Raw genomic sequence first — 2,074 nt, forward strand, 5'->3', positions numbered from 1 at the left:
CAGGAGCCACTGGAGTAACGGGAGCAACAGGAGTAACGGGAGCAACAGGAGTAACAGGAGCGACAGGCGCCACCGGGGTTACGGGTGCAACAGGAGCCACTGGAGTGACGGGATCAACAGGAAGCACTGGAGTAACTGGAGTAACGGGTGCAACTGGGGATACCGGGGTTACGGGTGCAACTGGGGATACCGGGGTTACGGGTGCAACTGGAGATACTGGAGTCACAGGTGCAACAGGCGCTACCGGGGCAACGGGAGCCACTGGAGTGACAGGATCAACAGGCAGCACTGGAGTGACAGGATCAACAGGCAGCACTGGAGTGACAGGATCAACAGGCGACACTGGAGTGACAGGATCAACAGGCAGCACCGGAGTGACGGGATCAACGGGTGGGACTGGAGTAACAGGAGCGACAGGCGATACCGGGGTTACGGGATCAACAGGCGGCACTGGAGTGACGGGAGTAACAGGCAGCACTGGAGCGACAGGAGTAACCGGAGCCACCGGAGTGACGGGTGCAACAGGCGCCACCGGAGTGACAGGAGCCACGGGTTCTACAGGGCAAGGTTTGTCGTCCTATGGCTACATTTTTAATACTTCAACTCAGTCTGTAGCTACCGAGACGGATATAACCTTCGATAGCAATGAAAACCTTACTAACATTACTCATACACCGGGTACGGCTGGAATTATTATTGGTAATGCTGGGGACTATGCGATATTCTTCATCGTTGCAGGCGTTCAGGCAAACCAATTCACCCTTTATCAAAACGGAGCCCCTGTAGGCGGTAGTGTCTATGGTTCAGGAGCCGGCACTCAACCGAATCCAGGAATGATTATTATCACCGCCGCTCCCGGTGATGTGTTGACATTACGAAATCATTCAAGTGCATCGACTGTTGATCTGCAAACTCTGGCAGGTGGATCACAGATCAATGCCAATGCGTCTATTCTTATTCAACAATTGAGCAGCTAACTCAAGCTGTGAGCTCTGAAGCAGAATGGGGAATAGGCTGCCTGAAGGAGGGGATTGTATGACTGTTCTATCAACCGGACCCATTGACAATAGTCCAGTTCTTGGTGTGAATCCTTCGAGTTTTGTAACGGTGAGGATTGTGAACAGGGATTTGGTCAATAGTTCAGCTCTTCAGATTTACGGTTACATCTTGAACGGTGAGAGAACGATGTATGTCAGTGAGTTGATCGAAGTGTTTCCTAACCAGGTAATCACAAGGAATTATAGTACAAACTTCGTTGCTTACGAGTTCGTATTCACTGTCAGTGGTCCAGCTGTGAATGAGACCGAGGTTTCCGTGTGGGGAAAGACATCATCGGGTGAGCTGGTAGACGCGCACCGATTAGTATCTGCCGAACAATTAGGCTCTGGATGAAATAGATAGGCAACATGAGGGGAATTAAGTCATGATACAAAGGAGGGTGATTGAATGACCATTTTATCAACTGGACCCATTGAAAATAATATTTCAGGTGTAACGGGTACACGTCCCACTCAATTTGTCACAATTAAAATTGATAACCGAAATTTGACTGATGTGTATAATGTACTTCTTTTGGGGTACTTCTTGGATGGGGTTAGAACGTTGTATGTGGAAGAACTGTTTAATGTGTTGCCTAATCAGGTTGTGACCAAAGACTATGTGGCGAATTTTGATGGGTTCGAGTTTGTATTTTCAACCGCAGACACGGCTGCTCCGGAAGCGCAAATTTCTGTCTGGGGCAAAGATGCCGAAGGTGAGCTGGTTACGGCTCATCGATTGGTGTCACAGGAGTTGCTGGGTGAATCGCTGGGTATCACAGGTGTTACTGGAGCCACAGGAGCAACAGGTAATACGGGAGCAACAGGCAGCACTGGAGTTACCGGAGGAACAGGAGTCACGGGAGCTACCGGTGTTACCGGAGCAACAGGGGCAACAGGCAGCACTGGGGTTACCGGAGGAACAGGAGTCACGGGAGCTACCGGTGTTACCGGAGCAACAGGAGCAACAGGCAGCACTGGAGTTACCGGAGGAACAGGAGTCACGGGAGCTACCGGTGTTACCGGAGCAACAGGGG

Annotated in this window: 1 protein-coding gene and 2 pseudogenes; all 3 read left to right on the forward strand. The window is 50.9% G+C overall.

Features of this window, described 5'->3' with window-relative positions; genetic code table 11:
* Positions 1–977 (forward strand): annotated as a pseudogene (locus AC4PM4_RS07570) (collagen-like protein); the annotation flags it as partial.
* 58 nt (positions 978–1,035) lie between these two features.
* Positions 1,036–1,392 carry a hypothetical protein gene (locus tag AC4PM4_RS07575; RefSeq protein WP_491613252.1) on the forward strand — a complete coding sequence of 119 codons (357 nt, stop codon included), beginning with the start codon at positions 1,036–1,038 and terminating at the stop codon, positions 1,390–1,392.
* A 54-nt stretch (positions 1,393–1,446) separates the two neighbouring features.
* Positions 1,447–2,074: pseudogene (locus tag AC4PM4_RS07580) on the forward strand (YVTN family beta-propeller repeat-containing protein); the annotation flags it as partial.

The sequence above is a fragment of the Paenibacillus sp. MDV22-iso6 genome, assembly GCF_058408365.1.

Bases quoted from the DNA above. Each gene is read 5' to 3' on its own strand.
- AC4PM4_RS07575 (WP_491613252.1), top strand. From the start codon at position 1,036: ATGACTGTTCTATCAACCGGACCCATTGACAATAGTCCAGTTCTTGGT.